Annotated in this window: 20 protein-coding genes, 1 tRNA gene and 1 riboswitch; of the genes, 4 read left to right on the forward strand and 17 right to left on the reverse strand. The window is 57.7% G+C overall.

Going from position 1 to position 22,794, the window contains the following annotated elements; translation table 11 throughout:
- Nucleotides 1–38: 38 nt before the first annotated feature.
- Complete coding sequence (locus QP503_RS01590) at nucleotides 39–1,505, reverse strand: AI-2E family transporter (RefSeq protein ID WP_285101084.1); 1,467 nt, start codon at nucleotides 1,503–1,505, stop codon at nucleotides 39–41.
- A 117-nt stretch (nucleotides 1,506–1,622) separates the two neighbouring features.
- Between QP503_RS01590 and msrA the strand changes: the two genes are divergently transcribed.
- Entirely contained in the window at nucleotides 1,623–2,228 is a 606-nt protein-coding gene (msrA, locus tag QP503_RS01595; RefSeq protein ID WP_219585375.1) for a peptide-methionine (S)-S-oxide reductase MsrA, read from the forward strand.
- A gap of 114 nt (nucleotides 2,229–2,342) precedes the next feature.
- On the opposite strand, the gene QP503_RS01600 is transcribed toward msrA, so the two are convergent.
- Together QP503_RS01600 and QP503_RS01605 are read right to left on the reverse strand one after the other, a co-directional pair.
- A complete protein-coding gene (locus QP503_RS01600; RefSeq protein WP_285068084.1) occupies nucleotides 2,343–2,738 on the reverse strand; it encodes an FKBP-type peptidyl-prolyl cis-trans isomerase in 396 nt (131 codons plus the stop codon).
- 70 nt (nucleotides 2,739–2,808) lie between these two features.
- On the reverse strand, nucleotides 2,809–3,756 hold the full coding sequence (locus tag QP503_RS01605) for a Bax inhibitor-1/YccA family protein (RefSeq protein ID WP_219585379.1): 948 nt from the start codon (nucleotides 3,754–3,756) through the stop codon (nucleotides 2,809–2,811).
- Nucleotides 3,757–3,988: 232 nt separating this feature from the next.
- On the opposite strand from QP503_RS01605, the gene QP503_RS01610 reads away from it, so the two are divergent.
- Nucleotides 3,989–4,062 (forward strand) — tRNA-Leu (locus QP503_RS01610).
- Between the two features lie 39 nt (nucleotides 4,063–4,101).
- On the opposite strand, the gene QP503_RS01615 is transcribed toward QP503_RS01610, so the two are convergent.
- The 7 genes from QP503_RS01615 to pth form a co-directional block, all read right to left on the reverse strand.
- Entirely contained in the window at nucleotides 4,102–5,067 is a 966-nt protein-coding gene (locus QP503_RS01615) for a Ppx/GppA phosphatase family protein (protein ID WP_103632032.1), read from the reverse strand.
- 101 nt (nucleotides 5,068–5,168) lie between these two features.
- Nucleotides 5,169–5,684 carry a DUF501 domain-containing protein gene (locus QP503_RS01620; RefSeq protein WP_103632071.1) on the reverse strand — a complete coding sequence of 172 codons (516 nt, stop codon included), beginning with the start codon at nucleotides 5,682–5,684 and terminating at the stop codon, nucleotides 5,169–5,171.
- 37 nt (nucleotides 5,685–5,721) lie between these two features.
- Nucleotides 5,722–6,564 (reverse strand): FtsB family cell division protein, encoded by an 843-nt coding sequence (locus QP503_RS01625; protein ID WP_103632033.1) that lies wholly within the window; start codon nucleotides 6,562–6,564, stop codon nucleotides 5,722–5,724.
- 201 nt (nucleotides 6,565–6,765) lie between these two features.
- A complete protein-coding gene (eno, locus tag QP503_RS01630; RefSeq protein ID WP_219585382.1) occupies nucleotides 6,766–8,046 on the reverse strand; it encodes a phosphopyruvate hydratase in 1,281 nt (426 codons plus the stop codon).
- A gap of 184 nt (nucleotides 8,047–8,230) precedes the next feature.
- Nucleotides 8,231–8,809, reverse strand: coding sequence for a hypothetical protein (locus QP503_RS01635; protein WP_219585384.1), 579 nt, complete (start codon nucleotides 8,807–8,809; stop codon nucleotides 8,231–8,233).
- Between the two features lie 90 nt (nucleotides 8,810–8,899).
- Complete coding sequence (gene mfd / locus QP503_RS01640; protein ID WP_285101087.1) at nucleotides 8,900–12,508, reverse strand: transcription-repair coupling factor; 3,609 nt, start codon at nucleotides 12,506–12,508, stop codon at nucleotides 8,900–8,902.
- 3 nt (nucleotides 12,509–12,511) lie between these two features.
- On the reverse strand, nucleotides 12,512–13,123 hold the full coding sequence (gene pth / locus QP503_RS01645; RefSeq protein ID WP_103632037.1) for an aminoacyl-tRNA hydrolase: 612 nt from the start codon (nucleotides 13,121–13,123) through the stop codon (nucleotides 12,512–12,514).
- 147 nt (nucleotides 13,124–13,270) lie between these two features.
- Between pth and QP503_RS01650 the strand changes: the two genes are divergently transcribed.
- Both QP503_RS01650 and QP503_RS01655 read left to right on the forward strand, forming a co-directional pair.
- Nucleotides 13,271–13,819, forward strand: coding sequence for a 2'-5' RNA ligase family protein (locus tag QP503_RS01650; protein WP_103632038.1), 549 nt, complete (start codon nucleotides 13,271–13,273; stop codon nucleotides 13,817–13,819).
- 74 nt (nucleotides 13,820–13,893) lie between these two features.
- Nucleotides 13,894–15,024 carry a YhjD/YihY/BrkB family envelope integrity protein gene (locus QP503_RS01655; RefSeq protein WP_103632039.1) on the forward strand — a complete coding sequence of 377 codons (1,131 nt, stop codon included), beginning with the start codon at nucleotides 13,894–13,896 and terminating at the stop codon, nucleotides 15,022–15,024.
- Between the two features lie 150 nt (nucleotides 15,025–15,174).
- Here the strand turns inward: QP503_RS01655 and QP503_RS01660 are convergent, their stop codons facing one another.
- The 7 genes from QP503_RS01660 to QP503_RS01690 form a co-directional block, all read right to left on the reverse strand.
- On the reverse strand, nucleotides 15,175–15,981 hold the full coding sequence (locus QP503_RS01660) for an exodeoxyribonuclease III (protein ID WP_103632040.1): 807 nt from the start codon (nucleotides 15,979–15,981) through the stop codon (nucleotides 15,175–15,177).
- A 27-nt stretch (nucleotides 15,982–16,008) separates the two neighbouring features.
- Entirely contained in the window at nucleotides 16,009–17,007 is a 999-nt protein-coding gene (gene argF, locus QP503_RS01665; protein ID WP_103632041.1) for an ornithine carbamoyltransferase, read from the reverse strand.
- A gap of 65 nt (nucleotides 17,008–17,072) precedes the next feature.
- Complete coding sequence (locus QP503_RS01670; protein ID WP_181002097.1) at nucleotides 17,073–18,305, reverse strand: arginine deiminase; 1,233 nt, start codon at nucleotides 18,303–18,305, stop codon at nucleotides 17,073–17,075.
- 83 nt (nucleotides 18,306–18,388) lie between these two features.
- On the reverse strand, nucleotides 18,389–19,282 hold the full coding sequence (locus QP503_RS01675) for a bifunctional methylenetetrahydrofolate dehydrogenase/methenyltetrahydrofolate cyclohydrolase (protein ID WP_103632043.1): 894 nt from the start codon (nucleotides 19,280–19,282) through the stop codon (nucleotides 18,389–18,391).
- Complete coding sequence (gene glyA / locus QP503_RS01680; RefSeq protein ID WP_103632044.1) at nucleotides 19,279–20,571, reverse strand: serine hydroxymethyltransferase; 1,293 nt, start codon at nucleotides 20,569–20,571, stop codon at nucleotides 19,279–19,281. Before glyA ends, QP503_RS01675 begins: the two co-directional genes overlap by 4 nt.
- 40 nt (nucleotides 20,572–20,611) lie before the next feature.
- Nucleotides 20,612–20,695, reverse strand: a riboswitch (ZMP/ZTP riboswitch).
- A gap of 203 nt (nucleotides 20,696–20,898) precedes the next feature.
- Nucleotides 20,899–21,765 (reverse strand): formyltetrahydrofolate deformylase, encoded by an 867-nt coding sequence (gene purU / locus QP503_RS01685; RefSeq protein WP_103632045.1) that lies wholly within the window; start codon nucleotides 21,763–21,765, stop codon nucleotides 20,899–20,901.
- A gap of 49 nt (nucleotides 21,766–21,814) precedes the next feature.
- Nucleotides 21,815–22,768, reverse strand: coding sequence for a sugar-binding transcriptional regulator (locus QP503_RS01690; protein WP_285101173.1), 954 nt, complete (start codon nucleotides 22,766–22,768; stop codon nucleotides 21,815–21,817).
- Between the last annotated feature and the right edge of the window lie 26 nt (nucleotides 22,769–22,794).

Consider the following 22,794-nt stretch of genomic DNA (forward strand, 5'->3'; position numbering starts at 1 on the left):
CTACTGACCCCGCCACACGTGTTGAACAATCTTAAACGCTACCTAGCCTCCCCTGGACTTTCCATGCTCTGGGCACTTTCAGTGCCGTCCATATCCGGTTTTTCCCCTGGAACGGGGGCCTCACGCCTAGAAGTGGACGCAACCGATCCGTCAGCCACGATCTGAGACGCCGCGTCTTGGGATGAAGATTGAGCGGGGGCCTCGTTGACGTGCGTCTTCGACGCGTACGATGCTGCGACCATTTCATCGAGCATTCCAGGAGGACCGCCGGGACGATCCTGCTTTGTTGCCAGCTCTGGCATGGAGTCATATCCGTGCAGGTAGAGGAACGTGGCATTCAAGAACGCCGCAATCGGAACACCGAAAACAGCTCCAGGAATGCCGCCCAGCGAACCAGCGCCTGCCACGACAAGCAACACGGCTATCGGGTGAAGAGAAACAGCGTGAGACATCAACAGAGGCTGAAGAAGATTCGATTCGATCTGCTGAACAACCAAGATAACAACCAGCATGATAACGCCAGCCGTAATCCCCTGATCAACCAAAGCAACCAAAACAGCGATGGCACCAGACACCATTGCGCCAGCAATCGGAACGAAGGACGCAAAGAATACGACCACAATGATCGGAAGAACCATGGGGAGCCCTAAGAAGAAGGCTCCCAAACCGATACCCACCGCGTCGATAGCGGCAACTTGAATCTGGGTTCGAACGTACGAACCGAGCGTCACCCAGCCACGAATCGCAGATTCGTGCAGAGGAGTACGTGCCGGAGCTGGGAACAGTCGCACAATCCACAGCCAGATTGTGCGTCCCTCTTTAAGGAAGAAGAACAGGCAGAACAGCATGATCAGGAAGCCGGAAACCAGCGATACCACCGAGGATGTGACCGAGTAGGCCTGGCTGAAAATCTGCTGCACGTTCTGCTGCACATAGTTGGTAATCTGAGTCATCGCACTGGTGACAACGTTGTCGAAGACCGTCATGTCGATCTTCCATGGCAACTGAGCCAACCAGTCACGGAACGTATCAAGACCACCGCTAGCCTTCCTCATCAGATCAGGCAACTGCATGGCAATTTCTGTTCCCGCCTGAGACAGAGCACCGGCGACAAGCGCAACCAGGAATAGCAGACCCAGAGCTGCTGCCAGCGTCCTCGGGAGCTTTGCCTTTACTGTCAGCCAACGCACAAGCGGTTCAAGTAAGACAGCAAGAAGCAAAGCGATCGCGACGGAAATAATCAGCGTCCAGATCTTGGAGGCAGCCCACGCGATACCCGCAGTTGCGATCGCAACGACAATCAGACGCCATGACAGTGCGGCAGATAAGCGAAGGGGCCAGGGAACGGACCTTGTTGCATCGCGTTCACTTTCAAGCGTATCCCCGCGGTGAAACTCCATCGTGGGCTCTTCTGCGCCGACGGCATTCTTGTGCTCCGCTTCTGACGCAAACCGAGCAACAAACGCACCAAGGCGCGCTTTGTTCCGTCCGCTGCGATCAAACATCGCGACCCCTTTCACTGTTGAACTGTTTCAAGACTACCCAAGACCATGTACAAATTCCTTTGTAGCCTATTTCCTCCTCCTGTCGCGCCTTGGCGTATTCAGTGTTTGGATGAAGCCATGAAAAACCTGACTGACCTTTTCAGCGGTGGCAGTTTCATTGCCCCTGTCGCTCTCAACGCTCCCATTCACACCGAGCCCGGAAAAAACGAAGAAATCATTTATTTTGCAGCGGGGTGTTTCTGGGGAGTCGACAAAGCCTTCTGGAATACTCCGGGGGTCGTTGCAACCGCAACGGGCTACATGGGTGGCACGCTGGAAAACCCCTCCTACGACGACGTCTGTAGCGGGCTGACCGGCCACGCTGAAACCGTGCGTGTTGTCTATTCAACCGAAAAGACCAGTGTGGCTCAGCTCATTTCCCTCTTCTTTGAGATTCACGATCCGACTCAAGTGAACCGCCAGGGTAACGACCGTGGGCCCCAGTATCGCGGTGCAATCTGGATTTCGACGGATGAACAGTTGGCAGTGGCTCTCGCTGCCCGTGATGCGTATCAAGAAAAGATCAGCGAAGCTGGCTTCGGCCAAATCGCAACTGAGATCGCCCCCGCATCCGAAGCCGGTCAATTCTGGTACGCAGAGGACTATCACCAAAAGTACCTGTTTAAGAATCCCAACGGATACGAATGCCACGCACGAACAGGGATCCCCTGCCCGATCGTCTAGTCACCTCGCATGTCAACACCCAACGTTTTCCGTTCGGCTTGTGCGCATATATACGAGGCCGCGCCCGCAGCAACGCATTGTGCTTGCTACGGGCGCGGTTCGTTGTCTCTGAACTCAGGCAACGCCCATGATGTCGGTGACGAACACCAGCGTGTCACCGCCACCGATACCTGCCTGCGGAACACCACGTGCGCCATAGCCGTATTCCGGCGGAATGGAGAGCAGAACGCGCGAACCAACGCGGTGGCCCAGCAGGCCCTCGTCCCATCCGCGGATGACCATGCCAACGCCGATCTGGAAACTCAGGGTCGCCCCACGATCGTAGGAGTTGTCGAAGATATCGCCACCGAACACCTGGCCAAGGTAGTGGCAGTGGATGGTGTCTCCGGCTTCAACGACATCGCCGTCGCCTTCTGTCAGGACCTCGACAAGAAGTTCGTCGGAGGGAGCATTTTCGAAGGCGAGCTGAGGCTTACGGGCAAAGTCGCCGGTAACAGTGATGTTTTCCATGAGGATTCCTTCAAGATTCGTGATGCACGGTAAAGATTCGATTCCTTGCGTTGGAATCGGAGAGAAAGAGTCAGTTGTCCCTGAATGCTGCGATGAGTCGCAGAATCTCTAGGTACATCCACACGACGGTGACCAGAATACCGAAAGCACACATCCACGCATACTTTGCAGGAACGCCCTGCTCTACACCGATTCGCGCTTGGTCAAAATCGCCGATCAGACAGGCTGCTCCAACGAAGACAGCCAGCAGACCAACGACAATGCCCAGCGGAATACCCATCACAGTAATCGAGTCGAAGCCACCGGAGGAAAGGACACCCGTCAGGGTCAAAACCCATGACAAGAGTCGGTAAACGAGGATGCCGATCAGTGCAATCAGCGTGAACTTCATCAGCTTCGACGAATTACGGACCTTACCGGAAGCAAAGAGCGCAAGGGTCACACCGAAGACGGCGGCCGTCGCAACGAGTGCTTGAACGACGATTCCGGGGTACATCAATTCGAAGACGGCAGAAACTGCGCCAAGAGCCAAACCCTCGAAGGCTGCATAAGCGAGGATCAGAGCGGGACGAATCGTCTGAGAGAACGAATTCACCATCGCCAGAATGAAGCCAACAAGCACGCCAACACCGGACAGCGCGATCGCCATCGACGGGTTCACGGCAGACAGCATCCACGTTGCCGTAGCGGCAACCAGCAGGACACCCAGGGAAATTCCGGTCTTCATAATGACGTCGTCGTAGGTCATCACTCCACGGTCAACAGCATCCGCGGCCGGCGCTTGGTACATCGACTCCATCTGAGACTGCGTGTACTGCCCGTAGTCCATCGACGAGGCCGACCCAGCTTGGGTGGAATACGAGTTCGCCGTCGAATATGGGTAACGCTGATCCGCAGCGTTAGCGGCGCTCGGTTGCGATGATGGAGTGTATCCGGGCATTGTGGGGTATCCCGCCGGCGTGTACTGCGATTCCTTCGCCCACTGAGTTTCAAGCTTGTCAAAAACTGGGTTAGACAACTTCTGGCCTCCTAGGTCTTACGTGTCTATCTCTATTGTCCCATGACTATCACGGACTTTCCCTAGAAGAAACCGCACAAAACCGCCACAAAACCTGTGTCTTTCCTGAAAACACTCGTCCCCCACCAGACGGAGAAGGCCTAAGAAAGCGGTGAACAAGCGCGCATGGCCGGCAGATCCTTATGCTCAGGCAGTGCGTTCTTTAGGTTAGAATGAGACGCGCACATGCGCGGCCCCCATGGCCCAATTGGCAGAGGCAACCGACTTAAAATCGGTGTGTTGTCGGTTCGAGTCCGACTGGGGGTACTTTTCACTCCCCACCTATCTCAGGCAATTCCTCTGGGCCTAGGCAAGCGATATGGCAATGCCATCAAGAATGTCATGCTCGGACGTCACAACATGGTCAATGACACTCCCCTGCTCAGTTGCGCGAGCAACAACACGCTTGACGATACGGCTCCAAATCAGCGCACCCGCCGCAATCACATCTTCACGCCCCTCAGGCATAAACCCGAGAGCGGCCTTCACCTTCGTCGGTTGATCCACCATGAAACGCACCGCTTGATCAATCTGATCAAGACTCAACGACGCACCGTGAATGAGTTCCGGCTGGTATGTCGCAAGCCCCAAAGCCTGAGCGGTCAACGTCGTGACAGTGCCAGCAACACCCACCAATGTCTTCACACGCTCAAGGTCAACAACCTTTTGCGCCCCATCGAGCTGTTCATCAATCCACTCGATTGCACGCTCTTGATGAGCACGGGGAATTCCCGCTTCCGGATCACAGTCAGCAAAGAATTTTTCTGTCACGCGCACTGCACCCATATCGACAGAAATTGCCTGACGAACCTCAGTATCGCCCAAGACCAGTTCGGTCGAGCCACCACCAATATCGACGACAAGCATCGGGCTTTCGACGCCTGCCCCTAGGTCAGAGACTGCGCCCGAGAAAGACAGGGCGGCCTCGAGCGTTCCTTCAACAACCTCCGGCTCGATGCCGAGAATCGAACGAACAGCATCGATAAATTCATCACGATTGGACGCATCCCGCGACGCAGACGTCGCCACAAACCGCACCTTCGACGCACCCAGGCGGGAAATCATGCGCTCATACTCAACAACGGCATCAATTGTGCGATCAATCGCAGCCGGATCGAAACGACCCGTCTTATCTACTCCCTGCCCCAAGCGAACAATACGCATCTGACGAGTCAAATCAGTCAGGCGCACACCGTTTTCATCACGCTCCACATCGGCAACAAGCAACCTGATGGAGTTCGTTCCACAATCAATACCAGCGACACGATTCATTAAATACACATTCCTTTTCGGGGCACACTCCCAAGCTACGCCGTCACCTAATCAACGACACCATCATTGCCACACAACAACCGCCGGTCGGAAACCACCAATTAGCAGGAGCAGTGCTGAGCGCTCCACATCCCTCGTTCTTCCATCATCGCTAACGCGCGATCACCAATCGGATTCACACCGGGACCCGCTGCCAGGGCATGACCAACCAGAGCATGAAGGCACTTGACACGCGTCGGCATGCCACCAGCGGAAACACCCGAGATTTCAGGAACATCCCCCAATTCGAGACGACGTTCAATATAGTCATGATGAGCTGCCTGGTACTGAACGGCAACCTCTTCATCATTGGCCAGCAGGTCATTGAAATCTTCCATGACATGCTCGGCCTCGAGCGTTGAACACGCCTTCACGATCGGAGGGCTGGTCAGATAGAACGTCGTCGGGAACGGACTACCGTCTTCAAGACGCGGGGCCGTCTTCACGACAGTCGGACGGCCGCACACGCAACGTGCACCAATACCGACAACACCACGAGGCACACGATCCAACTGCTCACGCAAAACATCCAGATCTGCTTCGGTAGCGATCGACGGGTCTTTCCCCACTTCGGTCACGATAACGTGCTCCTTACGATTTGGCCGCGACACGCGGCTATTGAGATTGAGCGCTTTGCGCGCCACTGGGCGCTGGCTGATCACCAGACTGCGATGGTACAGCCTTCGACTGACCCACTTCAGCTTCGTCAGCTTCTTGAATCAGTTTACCGACAACTTGAATCCACGGCCTTGCTGGACCTTCAGGCGACGCAGCGTTGATCTGCGCTTTGTCCACATACTCCTCGCCAGGATCAACCACCGCGTACTGCACCTCACCCGGCTTCACGTACCCGAGTCGTTCACGAGCCTGCGAGGCAATGAACTCCGGGTCGCTCCACAAGTCGAGCTGCTCACGCATCTGAGCATTCTGTTGCTTCGTCTGTTCTACCTTCGCGGTGATGTCGCGAAGCTCCTGCTCCTGTTTCCACCACGCATACAAATTGGGGACGAGCAATGCCCCAAGCACACCAACAAGAACAACAACGGAGAGCAAACGCGTCGAAAGCTCCAGACCGCCAACAAGGAACGTCTTTCCTTCAGCAAGACGGCGTTCTTGGCGAGCTTTCTTCTCTTGACGACGCTCGCGAACTTTAGCTCGACGGCGTTCTTCACGACTCTGCGGAACACGTGCAGGACGGAACTGATGAGCTGAAGCGGCGACATTCGCCTTATGAGCGCTACGAATCTCCCGTGCTCGCTCTAGGCGTTCTGCGGGAGAGGGTGGCACCTGCACATCTGCCTGCACCTTTGCGCTATCAGACTTCTTGGAGCGCTTGAACAAGGATGATTTTTCTGAAGCCTTCTGATCCTTTTTGGGCGCGGTTCCACGCGATAGACCACGATTGTGGTCTGGTCGTCGGGGCGCTTGGGGGCGCTCACTGCGTGGATTACGAGGCATGCTTCTAATGGTGCCCCACTTCGGGCTTTGGCGCGCGTCAGCCTAACGGCGAGCCGAAGCGTGCACCTGTGATGTGCTCCAACTTTTAGGTTTCATTGACTTGATACAGCAGTGGGCCCCGAACCGACGGTTCGGGGCCCACACGTCGCCTCAGCGCGTGAGCACATCGTCGACGAAGCGTTTTTCCTAGCTACGCTCAGTTCAGCGACCGAGGCGCGGGAAGGAGGAACGGCCAGCGTAAACAGCTGCATCGCCGAGTTCTTCTTCGATGCGCAGAAGCTGGTTGTACTTGGCAACGCGCTCGGAACGAGCCGGTGCGCCAGTCTTGATCTGACCGGAGTTGGTGGCAACTGCGAGGTCAGCAATGGTGACGTCTTCGGTCTCGCCGGAACGGTGCGAGGTCATCGAACGGTAGCCGTTACGGTGTGCTTCCTCAACCGCATCGAGGGTTTCGGTGAGCGAACCGATCTGGTTGACCTTAACCAGCAGAGCGTTGGCGGCGCCAAGCTCGATGCCCTTGCGCAGACGCTCCGGGTTGGTAACGAAGAAGTCATCGCCAACGAGCTGGACGCGATCGCCGATCTTGTCGGTGAGGGACTTCCATGCATCCCATTCGTCTTCCGACAGCGGGTCTTCGATGGAAACCAGCGGGTACTTCGAGATGAGGTTCTCGTAGTACTCAACCATGTACTCGGTCGTGCGGCCTTCGCCTTCGAACTGGTACAGGCCGTCTTTGAAGAACTCAGAGGAAGCAACGTCGAGGGCGAGAGCAACGTCTTCGCCGGGCTTGAAGCCGGCCTTTTCGATTGCTTCGATGATCAGGTCGAGTGCTGCAGCGTTGGACTCGAGGTTCGGGGCGAAACCGCCTTCGTCACCGAGGCCGGTGGACAGACCGCGTTCCTTGATGACGCCCTTGAGGGTGTGGTAGACCTCTGCGCCCCAACGGAGGGCTTCGCGGAAGGTCGGTGCACCGATCGGAGCGATCATGAATTCCTGGATGTCAACGTTGGTGTCGGCGTGCGAACCACCGTTGAGGATGTTCATCATCGGGACGGGCAGAACGTGAGCGTTCGGGCCACCGAGATACTGGTAGAGCGACAGGCCAGCGGACTCAGCTGCTGCGTGTGCAACGGCGAGGGAAACACCGAGGATGGCGTTTGCACCAAGCTTGCCCTTGTTCGGGGTGCCGTCGAGATCCAGCATGATCTGGTCGATGGTGCGCTGATCTGCAGCGTCCTCGTCGATCAGTTCGGGGGCGATGATGTCGTTCACTGCGTCAACGGCGTCCTGAACACCCTTGCCCAGGTAACGGCCCTTGTCGCCGTCGCGACGCTCAACTGCTTCAAATGCGCCGGTGGAAGCGCCTGAAGGCACGGATGCACGTGCAAGCGTTCCGTCTTCGAGCAGGACCTCAACCTCAACGGTCGGGTTACCGCGCGAGTCCAGAATCTCGCGAGCTGCAATAGCCTCAATCCTTGCCACGTCATTCTCCAATCGATCAATTTCGTGGACTGTTGTCAGTCATAACGGTAGTACGTTTGCGGCCGTTCGGCCTAGTTGCAGACGCAAATCTGAACAAGCATTCACGTCTTGTGGGGTGCGATGATCCGTTCAGCCGCCTTTGGTCCCGATCTTTGACGGAACCAAGGAGGAATGGATCACACGATCACTCGCCAGACCCAGCTCCGCCACCGGTCTGGCCAGCCGTGAAAACGGAAGCATCCACAACGTCACCGAAGATCGGTGACTTGAGGCTGCCATCTTCTTCAATCGTGCCGTAACGAGGGTTGATGTCAACCTGCTGCGTAGCAGCGATTTCCTTGTAGTCCTCAGCGAGGGTGGCAAGCGCATCCTGGCCCATCTGGTCCAGCTGAGCTTTAATCACCGAGTAGCGAAGAATCTCGGTCAGAACGGGGCTGAAGTCACCGGATGGAGCATGAATACGTCCCTGGTCAACAAGCGACGCAACGAACTCATTCACCTGCTCATCGGTTGCAGAAATCTGGTTCTCATTAGCCAGCTGCGTGAACTTCAAAGCATCGGGAAGCATGGCAACAAGGGTTGCGCGACCCATCGGCTGGCCGGTCAACTCAGCGTACTGGGAAAGGGCGTCTGAAACATCAGCTTCGGAGTAGTTGACGCCGTTCACTGAAACTGCGGTGCCCGGGTGTGCCGAGCATGCTCCGAGTCCCAGGATGGAAATGCTTGCTACAGCAACCATTGCTGCTTTCTTTACGCTGAACACGTAGGTCCTCCCTGCCGTATAGCCCATGTTGGCCACGATTATTTTATGACACGTTCCTTTAAAAGTGCTGAAAGCGCCATGATGATGAAATCAGGCGTTAAAAGGGACAAGAATCTTCGTTACCAAAGTTTCAACCCAATCCAGCAACGCTTCATCCGTGAGCGGTTCTCCGCCGATTCGACTAGTCATGGGAAGGGGAACCATGACCTGTCGAACAGCAGCTTTAATGACCGCACCCGGGTGTAAACGCTTCAAGCGAAGAACCTGAGACTCGCGCAGGTCTACCGGACCAACACGCAGATACTTGCCCTGGGTCACGATCTCTTCAATACCGGTTGCGCGCACGATAGTGCGAAGGCGAGCAACATCGAACAGCAATTCCACATTGCGGGGCAACGGCCCGTATCGGTCAATCAGTTCCTCGCGCACATCGGCTGCTCGCTCGGGCGACGTGATCGACGCAATCTTGCCGTATACCTCCAAGCGCAGACGCTCACCGGGCACATAGTCCTCAGGAATGTGGGCATCAACGCTCAGATCCATCCGCAGGTCGCTCTTCTCTTCAGGAGCCTCGCCACGATAGGCTGCGACCGCATCGGCGACCATCCTCACATACAGGTCGAAGCCAACCCCTTCAACATGACCGGATTGAGCCCCGCCCAGCAGGTTGCCGGCACCTCGGATCTCTAGATCCTTTTGTGCGACAGCAAGCCCTGCACCCAGGTCGGTATTCGCAGCGATAGTCTTCAGGCGCTCATGCGCGGTTTCCGTCAGAGTCTTGTCCGCCGGATAGAAGAAATACGCATACGCACGCTCGCGGCCTCGTCCCACTCGACCACGCAACTGGTGCAATTGGGACAAACCGAACACATCGGCGCGATCCACGATCAGCGTATTCGCATTGGAAATATCCAAGCCGGTTTCCACAATGGTGGTACACACCAGAACGTCGAACTCGTGGTTCCAGAAGTCGACGATCACGTCCTCTAGCTGGTGTTCGCTCAGTTTTCCGTGAGCGATCCTCACGCGCGCCTCGGGAACGAGTTCCTGAATGTGGGCTGCGACCTTCGAAATTGAATCCACGCGATTGTGGACAAAAAACACCTGTCCGTCACGCAGCAACTCACGGCGAATTGCCGCACTGACCTGCGCATCCGTGTACGCTCCAACAAAAGTCAAAACCGGCTGGCGTTCTTCTGGTGGAGTCTGCAGAATCGACATCTCGCGAATACCTGACACTGCCATTTCCAGCGTTCTTGGGATCGGCGTGGCCGACATCGACAGCACATCCACGTCGGTGCGCAGCGCCTTCAGCGTCTCTTTATGCTCAACGCCGAAACGCTGTTCCTCGTCAATCACGACAAGGCCGAGGTTCTTGAACACCACCGTTCCCGTCAGCAAGGAATGAGTGCCAATCACAAGGTCAACGCGCCCCGAGGCAAGCCCCTCTTTCACCTCTTGCGTTTCCTTCGGCGTTGAAAAACGCGAGAGGGACGCAATGGTCACGGGGAAGCCCGCGTAGCGTTCGGTGAAAGTTTCGACATGCTGTTGTACAAGCAGGGTCGTCGGAACAAGCACAGCAACCTGCTTGCCATCTTGAATTGCTTTAAACGCAGCGCGAACAGCGATTTCGGTCTTTCCGTATCCGACATCGCCCGTCAGCAGGCGATCCATGGGGATCGGCTTCTCCATATCAGCTTTCACTTCATCAATCGTCACCAGCTGATCGGGGGTTTCCACATATGGGAATGCATCCTCAAGTTCGCGTTGCCACGGAGTATCGGGGCCGAACGCGTGTCCTTTGGTTGCTTGGCGAGCAGCGTAGAGGCGAATAAGTTCCTTGGCAATCTCGTTGACCGCTTTCTTCGCCTTCGCTTTCCGCTTCGCCCAGTCAGCTCCACCCATCTTCGTCAGCGTCGGCTGATCCGAACCCGTGTACTTGGAAATCTGTCCAAGGGCATCGGTCGGAATAAACAGCTGATCCCCACGCTGGCCTCTCTTTGAAGGCGCGTACTCCAAAACCAGATAGTCACGGGTGACAGATGCGGAGCCACGTCCCACGGTGCGCGAGACCATCTCAATGAATCGGCCGATACCATGTTGCTCGTGGACGATGTAGTCACCCGGGTGCAGTGACAGCGGGTCGACACCCTTCTTGCGACGCGAGGGCATCCGTCGCATGTCCCGGGTTGTAGAACCCGTACGACCCGTCAGATCCGACTCCGTGAGGATAACGAACTGCTCACCCGGCAGGACAAAACCCTGTCCAGCTTGCGCGGTCGTAACGGCAACCGAACCGGCTTCGACAGGAGTCTCAATATCATCACGCAGAGTTGCCCGAACCCCTGCTTCAGCCATAATTGTGCGGATTCGGCGTGCAGGACCGGGGCCTTCAGTTGTGATGACAATCCGCCAGCCCTGCGACGCAAGCTGCTTCAAATCTGCGCTCGCCGACACAAAATCGCCCCTGTACGAGCGTACGTCACGCGCTCCCATGCTCATCAGAGTTGGGGACGCAACCACTGCCTTCGTCTCTTCCGCGAGCGCGTCGGAAGTGTCCTCGCCAAGCGCGTCGGAAGTGTCCTCGCCAAGCGCGTCGGCAAGTTCGGGTGGGGGGAGCGTGGTCAATTCCCACCAGGCACGATCGTCCGACTTCCAGATGTCCTCGTAGTGAAGGAACGAGGCCTCGCCTGCTTTAATGGGCACTTGTCCCCCACCGGCGGCGGTGGACCAGGCGGCCGCTAAGAATTCTTCGGTCGTTGCGATCAGGTCTTGGGCGCGGGCAGCAATCCTCTCCGGATCGCAGGCGATAATCGGGCTATCTGCGGGCAGAAGGTCAAGCAGACGATCCATGCCGGAGGTCAGAACCGGTGCCAAGGATTCGATGCCGGGCGCCGCGATTCCCTCGGAAGCGAGTGCCAGCATTTCGGTAGCGCCTGGAAGCTCGGTGGCCAGTTCGCGTGCGCGAGCTCGCACTGCCCTATTGAGCAGGAGCTCACGGCATGCGGTTGCCCAGAGGCCGTCCGGTGCTTCCCCTAAGGTTCGCTGGTCTTGAAGAGAGAAGGCACGAATCTCATCGACTTCGTCCCCCCACAACTCGATGCGTAGTGGATGCGCTTCCTGAGGCGGGAAAACGTCAAGGATTCCACCGCGAACGCTGACTTGTCCGCGAGATTCGACCATGTCGGTGCACTGGTATCCCAGTTCAGTCAGTCGGTCGACAAGATCCGTCAAGTCAACACGATCCCCGACTTTGACGCGCACGACTTCAATGTCAGCCACACCTCGAATAATTGGCTGGAGAAACGCGCGGATCGGGACAACAAGAACCGAAAGTGGACCCGCATGCGGATCGCCTGCAACGGGATGAACCAGCCTGCGGAGCACAGCAATACGACGGGCCATCGTGTCGACCTGAGGTGAAAGACGCTCATGCGGGAGCGTTTCCCAGGAAGGGAACATTTCAACACTGTCCGTCCACGACCTCAGGGCAGCAGTCAAACGTTCAGCTTCCCGCCCTGTCGCAGTCAGGGCAATCAGTGGCTGTGCCTGTCCGTATTCGCTTAGAGCAGCAAGAACGGGAGGATGCGCGCCAGCGGGAGCAACAAAACAACCGTTCCGTGCCGACGAGATCGAACCGCATGCCTGATCAAGTGCAGAATCTGAGGCAATGATGCCTTTTAAACCGGTAAGGTTCACTCTTTACTTCCCTGAGTTCGCTGAGTGCAGAGCCATCTGAGTCGGAGCAAAACCGTTTGTCACGATGGATTCGACAACATCGGCAGCATTTTCAAAGGTCACGTCCCATTCGGGGCGGTCTTTGGCGCTCAGACGAGCAAGAACAAAGTCTGCGGGGGCCTGCCTGCCCGGCGGGCGACCGATACCAATACGCAGGCGATGATAGTCCTTCGTTCCAAGGACCTGAGAAATGGACTTCAACCCGTTGTGGCCACCTTCGCCACCGCCCTTTTTCAAGCGAAGCTCATGCGCCGGAAGATCCAGATCGTCGTGAATGACTAGAAGATGACCGGCATCGATTCCAAGGAACTTCATCAGTCGGCCAACCGGGCCACCCGAGGTGTTCATATAGGAATCCGACTTTGCAAGCACAACCTTCGGGCCGGGCACACCACCAGGAAGAATTCCAAGACGCACATCCGCTACGTGGGTGCCACTTCGATGAGATGACCACGATGCACCTGTACGTTGGAGCAACACATCTTCGGTCAACTGACCGACATTGTGACGGGTCGCAGCATACTGCTCCCCCGGATTACCAAGGCCAACAACAAGCCACGTGGATGAAGACGTCATACGTCGATTCTGCCATTAGCGTCCACACAATGACGTATAAGGCGTTGCACACCACGCGGACCGAAGTGGGTTAGCGGGCATATGCGTTGCTCACGTAGGCTTGTCAACAGCTACTCCGCTTGTTCACCATCTACCCTAGGCATTGTAATGTTTCTTCCTCAGCGTTCCCCCGGCCAAGACTGGCTCGGTGTCGTTGTTGCAATCCCGGAGCCGTGGGTCACACAGCTGACAGAACTTCGCTTGAACCTCGGAGATCTTCAAGGGTCGATGGTGCCGGCGCACATTACGATCCTTCCGCCGACGCCGTTCCCCTCGGGCGAGCGTCCCGAAGTCATTCGTCACCTGCGTGAAGTGGCAAAACACCACCGCCCCTTCCGCCTGACCCTCAAAGGCAGTGGCTCATTCCGTCCGATTTCACCGGTTGCCTTCCTCAATGTGGATCACGGTGCACGTGAATGTGAAAGCCTCGCCGACGAAGTCCGCACTGGTCCACTGAACATCGAGCAACGTTTCCCCTACCACCCGCACGTCACCTTGGCGCAGGGTCTTGAGGATCCTGTGCTTGACTTGGCCGAAGATATCGGCGATACCTTCGAAGCCTCGTGGATTGTCCCCGGATTCCGCCTCGACAAAGTCGATGAACGAGGTATGTACTCCACCATGGCCCTATTCGACTTCGAAGCAGCCACACTCTAATCTCTTCACCCCCTCACTAAAGGGATCCGTCACGTTCGTTGTGTCCATTCATCCACCACCGTTACGGTGAGTACATGACCAAAGAACAGGCGGCCTCGTCCCCTCAAACACAAGAGGATGCCATCCCCACTTCCGCACCCCCGCGTCTCGGCGACGCGCTCCGCGCCCCGACCCTGGGCGATAAGGTCGCCCAACTTGGCGCCTGGTGGGCACATACGCGCCTGGCGCGCATGCTCGCACGCTACAACGGGGTCTCCGGCAACCTAATTTCTTCAGGCATGGCCCTGACCGCAATCCTGTCATTGACCGCCGCTTTGACCGTTCTTGTCACTGTTTTCCTGTCGATCATCGGCGACAATCAGGAGCTCCGCACCGCATTCTTCGATGCGATTGCGCATGCCATCCCATCCCTGATCCAAACAGATGACAACCCGAACGGCATGGTCAGCCCCGATGATTTCGTGATGACCGGAGCCGTGTCGATCACCGGCATCATCGCTCTTGCGATCATGGCGTGGAGTGCCATCGGCGTGATTGGACAGCTCGCGAATTCGATTCGCAAAATGTTCGCGATCCCCACGGTCCCCGACAATCCGGTGATACAGATTCTGCGTAACGCGCTGGGGGCACTCGGCCTTGCGCTCTCCATCATTCTGGGCGCCGGCCTTGGCATTGTCGTCGATCTTGGTGGCCAGTGGATCCTAGGCACGATTGGTTTGTCTTCCGGACCCGTTGCCACCGGCCTGCTGAAAATTGCTTCCTACGTGGTCGCTTTCGTCGTCTATGCGCTGGTCACATGGCTTCTCATCTGGGTTGTCGCACGCGTTCATCCTCCGCGCAAAGACCTGATCTGGGGGCTGGCAATCATCTCAGTCGCATCGATCGTGCTACGAATTCTTGGCACGTCTGCAGTCAGCGCTTCGTCGAGCCCACTCCTTGCGGCGGGTGCTTCCATCATCACGCTGATCCTCTGGATCAACCTACAAATGAGAGCTTTCCTGATGGCATGCGCGTGGATGGCAAACCCGCCGGCACCCGGAAAGCCCGCGGATGCTGACGAAGTCCATTTCACAGAACGCCCGAACTACATCACCTGCTCGGATCCGCGAACACTGCTCTGGCCACACCACCCGATTTCCGGGGAAGTTCGCCCCGACCCGTTGTATTCGGCAAGCCGTGACTTGGAGTGGCAGACGATCAAGTAACTGCCCTCCGCCGTTAGTTCACGAGGCCGGGCAAGCTGAATACGACTGTGGGGGAACACCAGATGGTGTTCCCCCACTTCGCTTGTTTCATGCTCGAGTTGAAAAGAAATCCAGAAGATTCCCTTCCAGGACCCACGACAGCCCTAGCGGTCAAACCTGGTAGGTCACGGTGAGTGGTGCATGATCAGAGAATCGCTGGTCGTAAGCCTGAGCGCGCCCGATCGCGAATGCAGTCGCGGTCGATGCCAGAGTCGGAGTTGCATAGTGATAGTCGATGCGCCAGCCCGTGTCGTTATCGAAGGCTTTGCCTCGCCACGACCACCACGTGTACGGCCCCTGCACGTCACCGGCTAGGTCACGAACAACGTCATGCCAGCCGGCATCGACCCAATCGTTTAAGAATACGATTTCCTCGTCCAAGACACCCGCACGTTTATTGTGGTTCGGCGTCCAGTTCTTTATGTCCTGACGTGAGCGAACAACGTTGTAGTCACCGCAGACGACAGCCTTTTCACCCGACGCAAGAATCTCAGCCATGCGCTCGCCAATGCGAGGCAGATGAGCCATCTTCGCTTCTTGCTTCGGCGTATCCTTTTCACCCGAATGGAAGTATGCGGACACAACACGAACACTCTGAGAGTCCGCGGTGACAACGGCTTCAATCCAACGCCCAGAGTCAACGTCAGTGTCCGAGTCCCCCAACCCTGCGCGAACATCATCTAGGGTTGCACGGCCTCGTCGCACTGCAATCGCAACACCCGCGCGACCTTTGATGCGACACGGCTCGGTGGCAAGCAACCACTCTTGCCCCAAGATGTCTTCGGTGATCTGAGTATCGGCGCGCACTTCCTGCATCAGCAGAACATCCGGGTCTTCGACCGCAATCCAATCAAGAAAACCACGTTTTACCGCTGCGCGGATCCCGTTCAGGTTAATGCTTGTAATCTTCACGCTTATCCCTTGTGCGTTGAATTCGGCAGGGTGTCAGTCGCCCAGCGTGGCAACCATGACCGCCTTGATCGTGTGCATACGGTTTTCTGCCTGATCGAAGACGATCGAAGCGCCTCCTTCGAAGACCTCGTCGGTCACTTCGATACCATCCATACCGGTGGCTTCAAACAGCTGCTCACCGATCACGGTCTTACGATCGTGATACGCCGGCAGGCAGTGCATGAACTTTGCCTGCGGGCCAGCCTTTTCCATCAGCGAAGCATTCACCTGGTAGTCACGTAGCATCTCGATGCGTTCATTCCAGACATCTTTCGGCTCACCCATCGACACCCAAATGTCAGTGTGGACGAAGTCAACACCCGCAACACCTTCATCAACGTTGTCGGTCACCGTCACCTTCGCACCGGTTTCTTCGCCAATACGGCGTGCGTGAGCGATGCATTCTTCATCCGGCCAAAGTTCACGCGGCGCAACAATGCGGACATCAGCTCCGATCAACGCGCCATTGACCAGCAGGGACCGACCCATGTTGAAACGAGCATCACCAACGTAGGCGTAGGACACCTGATTCAGAGGCTTACCAGCGTGTTCACGCATGGTCAGTGAATCGCAGAGCATCTGAGTCGGATGCCAGTCATCGGTCAGACCATTCCACACCGGAACACCGGAGAGCTCCGAAAGAACCTCAACCTTTTCCTGCTCATCACCGCGGTATTCGATACCGTCAAACATGCGACCCAGAACGCGAGCGGTATCAGCAGTCGACTCCTTGTGTCCCATCTGCGAACCGGAAGGATCTAGATAGGTGGTGTGTGCCCCCTGATCGAAAGCTGCCACCTCGAAGGAGCAACGCGTGCGCGTCGACGTCTTCTCGAAGATCAGCGCAATATTGCGCCCCTTGAGGTGCTGAACCTCGGTACCATTCTTCTTCGCGGCTTTGAGTTCAGCTGCCAGATCAATCAAAGACAGCCATTCGGCAGGAGTGAAGTCGATTTCGCGGAGGAACGGACGACCATGAAGAGCGTGAGGCATGGATGCTCCTTGTGAGATTGTGTAGGTCTGAGAGTAGGAACGTTGAACGTTCGAGGCGTCAAACGTTAAACGCGTGCGGGTAAAGTATCGCGCACAATCGGGCAAGTCATGCAGTGCGCCCCGCCACGTCCGCGACCAAGTTCATTACCGGGGATCGTAATGACCTCGAAACCCTGGTCCGAGAAGTAGTCGTTCGACACCGTATTTCGTTCGTATGACATGACGACACCGGGCTCTAGGGCAAGGAGATTCGAACCGTCATTCCACTGTTCGCGTTCGGCGGTCAAGGAATCCGTGGGGACCGTCAGCACGCGGATGGAATCGAATCCCAATCCGGCAGCGATGACGTCATACATCTCATCAGCTTCGTGAACGGTGATATCCAATTCGCCAGCAGCACCGGGGCGAATCACCTGAGTACGAACCTTCCCCAACCCGGCATAGGCAGTAAATGTTGCTTCATCGAGCATCGTGAAAATCGTGTCGAGGTGCATCTGAGCACGCTTCTTTTCGATCTGCAAAACAATCACGGTGGACGCTACTTCGCCGGCAAAAAGCCTGCGAGCAAGACGTTCAATTCCCTGTGCAGTCGTACGTTCTGAGGCGCCAATAATCAGTGTGTCGTTTCCAGCGTTAATGATGTCGCCACCTTCGATTGTGGCCTGGCCGTCAAGAGTCCCGTGATTCCAGAAGGGGATGTTGAGATCAGCGAAACGCGGGTGCAACCGGTAGACGATCTCTTGGTTGATCGTTTCGCGACGACGAGCCTGTTTCCGCATAGACAAAACCGCAACTCCCCCGCCGATCCACGACGAGGTGTCACGAGTGAACAGGTGGTTCGGCAACGGGGCAAGAATGAAGTCATCCAAGTCCATTCCGGAGATCCAGGCGGACTTCGGTTCATCGATCTGTTCTAAAAGCTCACGCTTCGTCATGCCGGCAATCAAGATCTCGGCAAGGTGAGACGAATCCAGTCCGGCTGTAAAAGCGCGGAGTGAATCCAAAGCTGCAGGACCAACCGTTTTATCGGTGAAAACGAGTTCCAGGGCTTCATCACGACCGCCTGGAACTTCGAGGGCTTCAGTCAAAAGAGTCGAAAAATCAAGAACCTCGATGCCATGACGACGCATCTTTGAGGTCATCGCATCGTGTTCTTCTTGGGCGCGCTCCAACCAGATCACGTCATCGAAGAGGAGTTCTTCCATGTTCGTTGGCGTAATACGCGACATTTCGTTACCGGGACGGTGAACGAGGACTGTCTTCAGCGCACCAACTTCAGATGTGACTGACGGATTCAATGAACTCACTATCTTCAACTCCAACATATGTGGCACTGGGGCGGAGCCTCAACGCCAAGGCTCCACCCCACCACCACAAACAGTTACGCGAGGCGCTCTGCTGCCTCGACAACGTTCGTCACCAGGAGCGCGCGAGTCATGGGACCTACGCCCTTCGGGTTCGGGGACAACCACGATGCGACCTGGTCAACACCGTCTGCAACGTCGCCGCGCAGGCGAGCCTTACCATCTTCACCTTCAACGCGGGATACACCAACATCGAGCACTACTGCGCCCGGCTTCACCATGTCTTTGGTGATCAGTCCAGCACTACCCGCTGCGGCCACGACAACGTCCGCCTGACGCACGTGAGCAGCAAGATCCTTCGTGCCGGTGTGGCAGACGGTGACGGTTGCATTGATTTCCTTGCGGATCAGTAGCAAACCAATCGAACGGCCAACAGTGACACCGCGACCAACAACGCACACATCCTTGCCACGAAGGTCAATGCCGTGTCGTTCCATCAGTTCGATGACGGCGCGAGGCGTGCACGGAAGCGGAGTATCGATCGGCCCAGAGCCACGAAGAACCAAGCGACCAAGGTTCATCGGGTGCAGGCCATCTGCGTCCTTCGCAGGATCAATGCGTTCTAGGATCGCGTTCTGGTCGATGTCCTTCGGCAGTGGCAACTGAACGATGTAGCCCGTGCATGCCGGGTCAGCATTCAACTGGTCAATCGCTGCTTCAATTTCAGCCTGCGAAGCCGTTTCCGGCAGGTCAACGCGGATGGATTCGATACCCACTTCAGCGCAGTCGCGGTGCTTGCCCGCAACGTAGGACACCGAACCGGGATCTTCACCGACGAGGATCGTGCCAAGGCCGGGCACAACACCACGAGCGCGGAGATTCTTCACACGCTGGGCAAGTTCCGCCTTGATTGTGGCAGCTGTACCCGCACCGTCGAGGACCTTAGCGGGCCCTTCCCAGGGAGCCCTCATTCGCCAAGTCCAACGTAGAGCGGACGAGCGTCGGTCAGAGCCTTCACGCGTGCGCACAGGCCGTCAACGTCAACCGATGCGCCCGATGCCCCCTGAACCAGCGTGGTGCCGATGATGTCGGCGACCTCAGCGAAGTCCTTGGCGTCGAAGCCACGGGTTGCTAGAGCCGGCGTGCCGATACGCAGACCGGAGGTGCGCATCGGGGGACGCGGATCAAAGGGAACTGCGTTGCGGTTGACGGTAATGCCGACCTCGTGCAGAAGATCTTCTGCGTCGCGACCGTCCAGCTTCGATTCGACGAGGTCAACGAGGACCAAGTGAACGTCGGTACCACCGGTGACCAACTTGATGCCGGCTGCTTTCGCATCGTCTGCATTGAGACGATCAGCCAGTAGCTGAGCACCTTCGAGAGTGCGACGCTGACGATCCTTGAATTCTTCGGTCTGCGCGACCTTCATGGCGATTGCCTTTGCGGCAATCGCGTGCATGAGCGGACCGCCCTGCTGGCCGGGGAAGACTGCGGAGTTAATCTTCTTGCCCCACTGCTCGCCACGAGACGACAGAATCATGCCCGAACGCGGGCCACCGATCGTCTTGTGGACGGTAGTGGTGACAACGTCAGCGTGCGGGACTGGGCTGGGGTGCAGGTCTGCTGCGACAAGGCCGGCGAAGTGTGCCATATCGACCCAGAGTGCTGCGCCGACCTCGTCAGCGATCTCACGAAATGCCGCAAAGTCCAGATGACGCGGGTAGGCGGACCAGCCGGCGATGATGACCTTGGGGCGCTCACGCAGAGCAGCTTCGCGCACCTGCTCAGCCTCGATACGCATGGTCTGACGGTCGACCTCGTAGGCCACCGCGTTGTAGTTTTTGCCGGAGAAGTTGATCTTCATGCCGTGGGTCAGGTGACCGCCGTGAGCGAGGGACAGGCCAAGAATCGTGTCGCCCACGTTTGCCATCGCCATCAGGGCTGCAGCGTTTGCCTGCGCGCCGGCGTGTGGCTGAACGTTGACGAAGTCGGCACCCTTGAAGACCTGTTGTGCGCGCTCGATCGCAAGGTTTTCTGCGACGTCAACGGCTTCACAGCCACCGTAGTAGCGACGACCCGGGTAGCCTTCCGCGTACTTGTTCGTCAACACGGATCCCTGCGCTTCTAGGACTGCGCGCGGGACGAAGTTCTCTGACGCAATCATTTCGAGGGTCGCCCGCTGACGTGCCAGTTCAGCGTCGAGCACAGCCTGAATCTCGGGATCCAGCTGGGCAAGGGTCATGTCATTAAGGGAATCCATTGGGTTCTCCTGCTCCTTGAACTGCCGATTTCTCGGTCGGCGCCTTAGCCCAGGCGGGCGGCTATGGTGCCTGTTCATCGCTCCCCGGTGGTTTCCCACCTGTTCGCCAGTCACGACTCATCCACCATATCGCGAAGCGACCAGTTCGCGCACTGCCTTCCCACGTACGAGGCCACCTCCATCTAGGCACTCCCAGCCTGCTATGGGGCGGATGTGGCGAAAGCCGAAACCGTCGCTCACACTCACCAGCGAGAAGCGGTCTCGGCCTCGTGAATCAATTCCTCAGCAGTGCGTGCGTCACGCATCCGCCTGGGGAATAGACGAAAACTAGCGGGAGAACACCACGGTTCGCGTGCCGTCCATAAGGACGCGACGCTCGGCGTGCCAACGGACTGCCTGAGCCAAAACGCGACGCTCCACATCCTGGCCAAGCGCCACCATGTCCGGCGTGGAGTCGGCGTGCGTCACGCGCGTGACGTCCTGCTCGATGATCGGGCCCTCGTCCAGGTCGGCGGTCACGTAGTGTGCGGTCGCACCAATGAGCTTCACGCCACGATCATGCGCCTGCGCGTACGGGCGAGCACCCTTGAACGACGGCAGGAACGAGTGGTGAATATTGATGACGCGCCCCTGCATTTCTTCGCAGACCTTCTCAGACAGAATCTGCATGTAGCGTGCCAGAACAACTAGCTCCACCTTTTCCGAGCGGACCAGGTTGAGCAACTCACGCTCAGCGTCAGCCTTCGTTTCCTTCGTCACCGGAATATTCAGGAAGGGAACGCCGTAGAACTGAGCAACGGGAGCAAGATCCGGGTGGTTACCCACGACCGCGACAACCTCGATCGGCAGGCCCTGGCTACGCTGACGGTAGAGCAAGTCAGTCAGGCAGTGGCCCTCGCGCGACACCATGATGACCGTACGCAGGCGACGACCGAGGGCATCAATATGCCAGGTCGCATCAAAAGTCTTCGCAACCTTCGCCAGACCTTCTTCGACGGGACCTCGACCGACCGGCGAGTCAACCTCAATACGCATGAAAAACAGTCCCGAATCCGGATCCCCGAACTGCTGGGACTGAATAATATTGCCGTTCACACTGCCGATCACACCCGTCACCGCGTGGACAATACCCGGCTGATCCGGGCAGGACAGCGTGATGACAAGCTTCGTGTTTTCTACGGTCGATTCACTCATGGGTACAGATTAGCGGAGGCGGACGAGATCGGGTCGGACCGCCCGGCCCTCAGTCGCGGAGGCGGTCGGCCTCGCGGAGCATCGCGAGGGCCCCCTTCTCGTCGACGATGAGGGCGTTCGCGATTCCGATCCGCAAGGAGACGACCAGGGGCAGGGCCTTCGCTTCGCCCCAGCCTATCGCGAGGGAGCGCTTCGACGTCCGCACCGCGTCGAGGGAAACAGCGATGGTGCGCTTTTCGAGCTCAGGTGAGATCGCGTTGCCGTCAACGTCGACGACGTGGGAGAAGAGATCGGTGACGGCGCCGAGCTCGCGCATCCTCTGCATGCCCTCCGCCGTGAGGAAACCCGAGCGGACGAGGACCGACCCCGGCTCGAGGATGCCGGGCGAGAATACGACGAGGTCGGCCCTCGGGCCGGCGTCCAGAGTCGCCGCGACCGAGGGCTCGCGCAGCAGTCGGACGCTGAGCTCGGGGTCCGTGACGATCGCCGGGGCGGGGAGCATGTGGCCGACGCCCTGCCCGCGACGCGCCATGAGACCGATCGAATCGGCCACCTCGTCGTCGTTCGAGCGGACGAGGCCGCCGTACATCTGGTAGACCTCCAGGCCGCTCGTCCATTCCTCGGGCATCGCCCGGGCGACCGCGGTGAGCGATCGGCCCCAGGCGATGCCGAGGGATTGCGGAAGCGGGCGTTGGGCGGTGATGTAGTCGGCCGTCGTCGCCGCGACGAGGGCGCTGGTCGCCGCCTCGGAGTCCTGGCTGCGGACGACGAAGACCTCTGAGATCCCGAAGCGCTCCGCCAGCTCCTTCTCGAGGTGGCGGACCCTCGCGCGGGGGTGGTTGATCGTGATCCTCACGATCCCCGACTGGCGCGCCTCCTCGAGGAGGCGCCCGACGGTCCAGCGCGTGCAACCGAGACGGTCGGCGATCGAGTCCTGCGTCATGTTCTCGTAGTAATAGAGCTGCGCCGCGCGGAGCACAGCCATTTCCCGATCGTCGTCCATCACGTCGGATCCGTACCTCTCTTCAG

Origin of the sequence: Pauljensenia sp. UMB0895 (genome assembly GCF_030218905.1) — a bacterium.
In the GTDB taxonomy this organism is placed as follows: Bacteria; Actinomycetota; Actinomycetes; order Actinomycetales; family Actinomycetaceae; genus Pauljensenia; species Pauljensenia turicensis_A.

What these genes read in the sequence shown, in the direction of transcription:
- QP503_RS01650 (WP_103632038.1), top strand. Translation starts at nt 13,271, where the DNA reads ATGTTTCTTCCTCAGCGTTCCCCCGGCCAAGACTGGCTCGGTGTCGTT.
- msrA (WP_219585375.1), top strand. Translation starts at nt 1,623, where the DNA reads ATGAAAAACCTGACTGACCTTTTCAGCGGTGGCAGTTTCATTGCCCCT.
- QP503_RS01655 (WP_103632039.1), top strand. Translation starts at nt 13,894, where the DNA reads ATGACCAAAGAACAGGCGGCCTCGTCCCCTCAAACACAAGAGGATGCC.
- pth (WP_103632037.1), bottom strand. Translation starts at nt 13,123, where the DNA reads ATGACGTCTTCATCCACGTGGCTTGTTGTTGGCCTTGGTAATCCGGGG.
- glyA (WP_103632044.1), bottom strand. Translation starts at nt 20,571, where the DNA reads ATGGATTCCCTTAATGACATGACCCTTGCCCAGCTGGATCCCGAGATT.
- QP503_RS01690 (WP_285101173.1), bottom strand. Translation starts at nt 22,768, where the DNA reads ATGGACGACGATCGGGAAATGGCTGTGCTCCGCGCGGCGCAGCTCTAT.
- QP503_RS01675 (WP_103632043.1), bottom strand. Translation starts at nt 19,282, where the DNA reads ATGAGGGCTCCCTGGGAAGGGCCCGCTAAGGTCCTCGACGGTGCGGGT.
- QP503_RS01625 (WP_103632033.1), bottom strand. Translation starts at nt 6,564, where the DNA reads ATGCCTCGTAATCCACGCAGTGAGCGCCCCCAAGCGCCCCGACGACCA.
- QP503_RS01615 (WP_103632032.1), bottom strand. Translation starts at nt 5,067, where the DNA reads ATGAATCGTGTCGCTGGTATTGATTGTGGAACGAACTCCATCAGGTTG.
- QP503_RS01590 (WP_285101084.1), bottom strand. Translation starts at nt 1,505, where the DNA reads ATGTTTGATCGCAGCGGACGGAACAAAGCGCGCCTTGGTGCGTTTGTT.
- argF (WP_103632041.1), bottom strand. Translation starts at nt 17,007, where the DNA reads ATGCCTCACGCTCTTCATGGTCGTCCGTTCCTCCGCGAAATCGACTTC.
- QP503_RS01600 (WP_285068084.1), bottom strand. Translation starts at nt 2,738, where the DNA reads ATGGAAAACATCACTGTTACCGGCGACTTTGCCCGTAAGCCTCAGCTC.
- purU (WP_103632045.1), bottom strand. Translation starts at nt 21,765, where the DNA reads ATGAGTGAATCGACCGTAGAAAACACGAAGCTTGTCATCACGCTGTCC.